The organism is Hypericibacter sp., from assembly GCF_050729195.1.
Lineage (GTDB): Bacteria > Pseudomonadota > Alphaproteobacteria > Dongiales > Dongiaceae > Hypericibacter.
Genome location: NZ_JBOHKS010000039.1, coordinates 1 through 5957, shown reverse-complemented (window position 1 = coordinate 5957; position 5957 = coordinate 1). Strand labels below are relative to the sequence as shown.

General features: G+C 64.2%; 4 protein-coding genes and 1 pseudogene. All 5 read right to left on the bottom strand.

What is annotated here, in order from left to right; genetic code table 11:
* Nucleotides 1-124, bottom strand: a 124-nt coding sequence (locus ACREE8_RS02935) for a GTP-binding protein (protein WP_296516918.1), incomplete at its 3' end; no start/stop codon positions are given.
* Between the two features lie 52 nt (nucleotides 125-176).
* Nucleotides 177-2252: an elongation factor G gene (gene fusA / locus ACREE8_RS02930; RefSeq protein WP_431571484.1), complete on the bottom strand. Its 2076-nt coding sequence runs from the start codon at nucleotides 2250-2252 to the stop codon at nucleotides 177-179.
* 39 nt (nucleotides 2253-2291) lie between these two features.
* Complete coding sequence (gene rpsG, locus ACREE8_RS02925; RefSeq protein WP_431571483.1) at nucleotides 2292-2762, bottom strand: 30S ribosomal protein S7; 471 nt, start codon at nucleotides 2760-2762, stop codon at nucleotides 2292-2294.
* Nucleotides 2763-2781: 19 nt separating this feature from the next.
* Entirely contained in the window at nucleotides 2782-3153 is a 372-nt protein-coding gene (rpsL, locus tag ACREE8_RS02920; RefSeq protein WP_151116751.1) for a 30S ribosomal protein S12, read from the bottom strand.
* A 658-nt stretch (nucleotides 3154-3811) separates the two neighbouring features.
* Nucleotides 3812-5957: pseudogene (locus ACREE8_RS02915) on the bottom strand (DNA-directed RNA polymerase subunit beta'); the annotation flags it as partial.

The window sequence follows — 5957 nt, the reverse complement described above, 5'->3', positions numbered from 1 at the left end:
CCCCGCCCGTCTCCGCCAGCACCTTCGTGATCGCCGCCGTCAAAGACGTCTTCCCATGGTCGACGTGACCGATCGTCCCAATGTTGCAGTGCGGCTTGTTCCGCTCGAATTTCGCCTTCGCCATCGTCCTTACTCCGTCTTCTTGGTGCGAGCTGCTCTGTCGATTGCTTCTGAAATCACGCCATCTTCGCGCGGACTTCGTCGGCAACCGCCTGAGGCACCTGCTCGTAGTGGTCGAAATGCATCGTGTACTGCGCCCGGCCCTGGGACATCGAACGCAGCGTGTTCACGTAGCCGAACATGTTGGCCAGCGGCACCATGGCGGCGATCACGCGGGCATTGCCGCGCGAGTCCATGCCCTGCACCTGGCCGCGCCGGCTGTTCAGGTCGCCGATGACGTCGCCCATGTAATCATCGGGCGTCACCACCTCGACCTTCATGATCGGCTCCAGCAGCTTCGGGCCGGCCTTCGGAATGCCTTCGCGGTAGCAGGCGCGCGCGGCGATGTCGAAGGTCAGCACGTTGGAGTCCACGTCGTGATAGGCGCCGTCGATCAGCGTCGCCTTGAAGTCGATCATCGGGAAGCCGGCGATCACGCCGGTCTCCTTCGCGGCCTTCAGGCCCTTCTCGACGCCCGGAATGAATTCGCGGGGAACCGAGCCGCCGACCACGTCGTTCTCGAATTCGAATCCGCTGCCCGCGGGCAGCGGCTCGAAGCGGATCTTGACGCGGGCAAACTGACCCGAGCCGCCGGTCTGCTTCTTATGGGTATAGTCCTGCTCGATCTTCCTGGAGATCGTCTCGCGATAGGCCACCTGAGGCGCGCCGACATTGGCCTCGACCTTGAACTCGCGCTTCATGCGATCGACGATGATCTCGAGATGCAGCTCGCCCATCCCTTTGATGATGGTCTGGCCGCTCTCGGCGTCACTCGACACGCGGAAGGACGGATCTTCCTGGGCCAGGCGGTTGAGCGCCATGCCCATCTTCTCCTGGTCGCTCTTGGTCTTCGGCTCGACCGCCACTTCGATGACGGGCTCCGGGAATTCCATACGCTCGAGAATGACCGGATTGGCCGGATCGCAGAGCGTGTCGCCCGTGGTCGTGGCCTTGAGACCGGCCAGCGCGACGATGTCGCCCGCGCGGGCTTCCTTGATGTCTTCGCGGTGGTTCGCATGCATCTGCAGCATGCGCCCGCAACGCTCCTTGTCGCCCTTCACCGTGTTCAGCACCTGCTGGCCGGCAGCCAGCACCCCCGAATAGACGCGCACGAAGGTGAGCGAGCCGACGAAGGGGTCGGTCATGATCTTGAAGGCGAGGCCCGAGAAGGGCTCGTCGTCCGAGCTCTTGCGGCTGACCGGCTCATCGCTGTCCGGCTTCACGCCGATAACGTCCGCCACGTCGGTCGGGGCCGGCAGGAAATCGACCACGGCGTCGAGCAGAGGCTGCACGCCCTTGTTCTTGAAGGCGCTGCCGCAAATGACGGGGACGAACAGGCTGGTGACGGTGCCCTTGCGGACGAGCCGCTTGATGGTGTCTTCGTCGGGCTCCTTGCCGTCGAGATAGGCCTCGAGGACGGCCTCGTCGAGCTCGACGATGGTCTCCAGCAGAGCGTGGCGATATTCCTTCGCCTTCTCCTTCAGGTCGACCGGGATGTCGCCCACGGTGAACTCGGCGCCGAGCGCCTCGTCCTTCCAGGTGACGCCCTTCATGCGGACCAGGTCGACGACGCCCGAGAACTCGCTCTCGACGCCGATCGGCAGCTGCAGCACCAGCGGCTTCGCGCCGAGGCGGTCGATGATCATCTGCACGCAGCGATAGAAGTCCGCGCCGATGCGATCCATCTTGTTGACGAAGCAGATGCGCGGCACGCCGTACTTGTCGGCCTGGCGCCACACCGTCTCGGACTGCGGCTCCACGCCGGCGACGCTGTCGAACACCGTGCAGGCGCCGTCGAGGACGCGCAAGCTGCGCTCGACTTCGATGGTGAAGTCGACGTGGCCCGGCGTGTCGATGATGTTGATGCGGTGGTCGCGCCAGAAACAGGTCGTCGCGGCCGACGTGATGGTGATGCCGCGCTCTTGCTCCTGCTCCATCCAGTCCATGGTGGCGGTGCCTTCATGGACTTCGCCGATCTTATAGGAACGGCCGGTATAATAGAGGATGCGCTCGGTCGTGGTGGTCTTGCCGGCATCAATGTGGGCCATGATGCCGATATTGCGGTATCGATCGAGCGGGGTCGTGCGCGCCATGATCTCGGTTGTCCTCGAACTCTTTCGCTATCGCCCGGATTACCAGCGGTAGTGCGAGAAGGCCTTGTTCGCTTCGGCCATCTTGTGCGTGTCTTCGCGCTTCTTCACCGAGGCGCCGCGGTTGTTGGCGGCATCGAGCAGCTCGGCGGAGAGGCGGTCGGTCATCGTGCTTTCGGAACGGCCGCGCGCATGCTGGATGATCCAGCGGATCGCGAGGGCCTGGGCGCGCTCCGGACGGACTTCGACCGGAACCTGGTAGGTGGCGCCGCCGACACGACGCGAGCGCACTTCCAGGTGCGGCTTCACGTTGTCGAGCGCGTCGCGGAACACCTTCACCGGATCGCCCTTGGACTTCTTCTCGACCTGCTCGAGCGCACCATAGACGGTGCTCTCGGCGACCGACTTCTTGCCCGCATACATCAGCGAGTTCATGAATTTCGTGAGGACGACGTCGCCGAATTTGGCATCCGGCAGGACTTCGCGCTTCTCGGCAGCATGACGACGAGACATCTGTTCGACGCTCCTTAAATCACTTCGGCCGCTTGGCGCCGTACTTCGAACGGCGCTGGCGGCGGTCCTTCACGCCCTGGGTATCGAGCGTGCCGCGGATGATGTGATAGCGAACGCCGGGCAGATCCTTCACGCGGCCGCCGCGAATCATGACGACCGAATGTTCCTGCAGATTGTGGCCTTCGCCGGGAATGTAGCTGGTGACCTCGTAGCCGTTGGTGAGCCGCACGCGCGCAACCTTACGCAGCGCCGAGTTCGGCTTCTTCGGCGTCGTGGTGTAGACGCGCGTGCAAACGCCGCGCTTCTGCGGGCTCGAATTGAGCGCTGGCACCTTGTTACGGGCGGCCACCGGGCGACGCGGGCTGTTGATCAACTGATTGATCGTCGGCATCGGCTATAGGTCCTCGTACGGTTGCAAAACCGCGATGCAAACGACCGCGCCGAGCCAAAGATTCGGCTCGTGCGGCCAGAAAAATGGTCGCCAGGGGCAAGGCCCCAGTGGGCGACCTATGTGGTGTCGTTCGTGCTTTTCGGCGGCGCTGCGTCTAGACCGTTTTCAGGTCTACCACCAGCCCCGGAAGGCGCGCGGATAATATGAATCGCCCCCCACCCCGTCAAGCGCGAAACAGTAAGAAAATTCATTGCATTGCAGGCTGTTCCGGGGCCTTGGGCGGGTTCGCGGCAATCTTCAATTAACCCAGGGATTCTGCGGGTTTCGGCAGAGAGCTCCGAAATCTATCCACAAGAGCACGGGGTGCTCGGGAAAGCCGTCGCGAAGGGTGCCTGCCCTCGCCGTCCCCCGCTCGTCACGCAAGAAGACGGAAAAATACGCATATAATTCAATGACCTGTAACCGATTCTCCCGGCGGACCCTTGCAAGAACCGCCGGGTTCGCCGGAATCCATGCAGTCCCTGCAAGACTCCTCCCCAGGGCGGTCATGTCGCACCCCGGAACGGCCGAAGGGCCTGCCCTCCGCTCGGGAGAACAGGCCCCTCGTCATTCTTGAGCTGCCGGCCGGGACCAAAACTGCCCCGGCGGCAATCCCCGATCAGGCGACTTCCGACTGCCCTTCGTTGGCGGGCGGCAGGGCCGGCTGGGCCTGGGCGGCGGTGAGCACCTTGTCGCGATCGGCTGCGAGCTGACGCAGCCGGTTCATGACGGCACCGGTACCCGCCGGGATCAGGCGGCCGACGATCACGTTCTCCTTGAGGCCCGTCAGCTGGTCGATACGGCCGGAGACAGCAGCCTCTGTGAGCACGCGGGTCGTCTCCTGGAACGACGCGGCGGAGATGAAGGAGTTGGTCTGCAGGCTGGCCTTGGTGATGCCCTGCAGGACCGGCATGCACTTCGCCGGACGACCGTTCTCCCGCTCCGTCTTGTTGTTGGCGATCTCGAACTCGGAGCGATCGATCTGCTCGCCGACCAGGAAAGTCGTGTCGCCGGGCTCGGTGATCTCGACCTTCTGCAGCATCTGGCGAACGATCACCTCGATGTGCTTGTCGTTGATCTTCACGCCCTGCAACCGATAGACCTCCTGAATCTCCTTGATCAGGTAGTTCGCCAGCGCCTCGACACCCAGCACGTTCAGGATGTCGTGCGGCACCGGATTGCCGTCCATCAGCAGATCGCCGCGCTGCACATAATCGCCTTCCTGGACGCTGATATGCTTGCCCTTCGGGATCAGATACTCGATCGGCTGGCGATCGCCCTCCTCCGGCACCACCATGATGCGGCGCTTGGTCTTGTAGTCCTTGCCGAACTCGACGCGGCCGGCGGTGTCGCTGATGATCGCGTAGTCCTTCGGCTTGCGGGCCTCGAACAACTCGGCCACGCGCGGCAGACCGCCGGTGATGTCGCGGGTCTTGGAGGATTCACGCGGGATACGCGCCAGCACGTCGCCGGCCCGCACATGAGCCCCGTTCTCGATCGACAGGATGGCGTCGACCGAGAGGAAGTAACGGGCCTCGATGCCGTTGGGCAGCGTGATGAGCTCGCCCTTCGGATCGCGCAGGGTGATACGCGGCTTCAGTTCGTTGCCGCGCGGCTGCTGCTTCCAGTCGACCACGACGCGGCTCGAGATGCCGGTCGTCTCGTCGAGCACTTCGCGCATCGACACGCCGTCGACCAGGTCGACATAGTTGGCGGTGCCTTCGCGCTCGGTGATGATCGGCAGCGTGTAGGGGTCCCACTCGGCGAGCTTCGTGCCCTTGGCGACCTTCGCTCCGTCGTCCACCAGCAGCTTGGCGCCGTAGGGGACGCGGTGGCGGGCCTTCTCGCGGTTGGCCTCGTCGCGCAGCACGATCTCGCAATTGCGGCCCATCACCACCGGCACGCCCAGGCTGTTCAAGACCACGTTGCGGTTCTTGATCTCGACCTTGGCTTCGAACGCCGCCTCGACGCTCGACTGCTCGGCGCCGCGCTGGACGGCGCCGCCGATGTGGAAGGTACGCATCGTGAGCTGGGTGCCCGGCTCGCCGATCGACTGGGCGGCGATGACGCCGACAGCCTCGCCGATATTCACGGTCGTGCCGCGGGCGAGATCGCGCCCATAGCACTTGCCGCAGACGCCGACTTCGGTCTCGCAGGTCAGCACCGAACGGATCAGTACCGTATCGACGCCGGCACGGTCGATGACATCGACCTTGTCTTCGTCGATCAGGTCGCCCGCACCCACCAGGATCCGCCCGGAGAGCGGGTCCTTGACGTCCACGGAGGAAGAACGGCCGAGGATACGCTCGGCCAGCGGCGCGATCACTTCGCCGCCCTCGACCACCGCCTTCACCGTCAGGCCGCGGGTGGTACCGCAATCCACTTCGGTGATGATGCAGTCCTGGGCGACGTCCACGAGACGGCGGGTCAGGTAACCCGAGTTCGCGGTCTTGAGCGCGGTATCGGCCAGGCCCTTACGGGCGCCGTGGGTCGAGTTGAAGTACTCCTGAACGGTCAGGCCTTCCTTGAAGTTCGAGATGATCGGGGTCTCGATGATCTCACCGCTCGGCTTCGCCATAAGTCCGCGCATGCCGGCAAGCTGGCGCATCTGCGCCGGCGAGCCGCGCGCGCCGGAATGCGCCATCATGTAGATCGAGTTGACCTGGGCCTCGCGGCCGTCCGCACCCTTCTTGACCGCCGAGATTTCCTTCATCATCGCCTCGGCGATCTGGTCGGTGGCCTTCGACCAGGCGTCGACCACATTG

Coding starts and splice junctions, on each gene's coding strand:
- fusA (WP_431571484.1), bottom strand. CDS start 2,252: ATGGCGCGCACGACCCCGCTCGATCGATACCGCAATATCGGCATCATG.
- rpsG (WP_431571483.1), bottom strand. CDS start 2,762: ATGTCTCGTCGTCATGCTGCCGAGAAGCGCGAAGTCCTGCCGGATGCC.
- rpsL (WP_151116751.1), bottom strand. CDS start 3,153: ATGCCGACGATCAATCAGTTGATCAACAGCCCGCGTCGCCCGGTGGCC.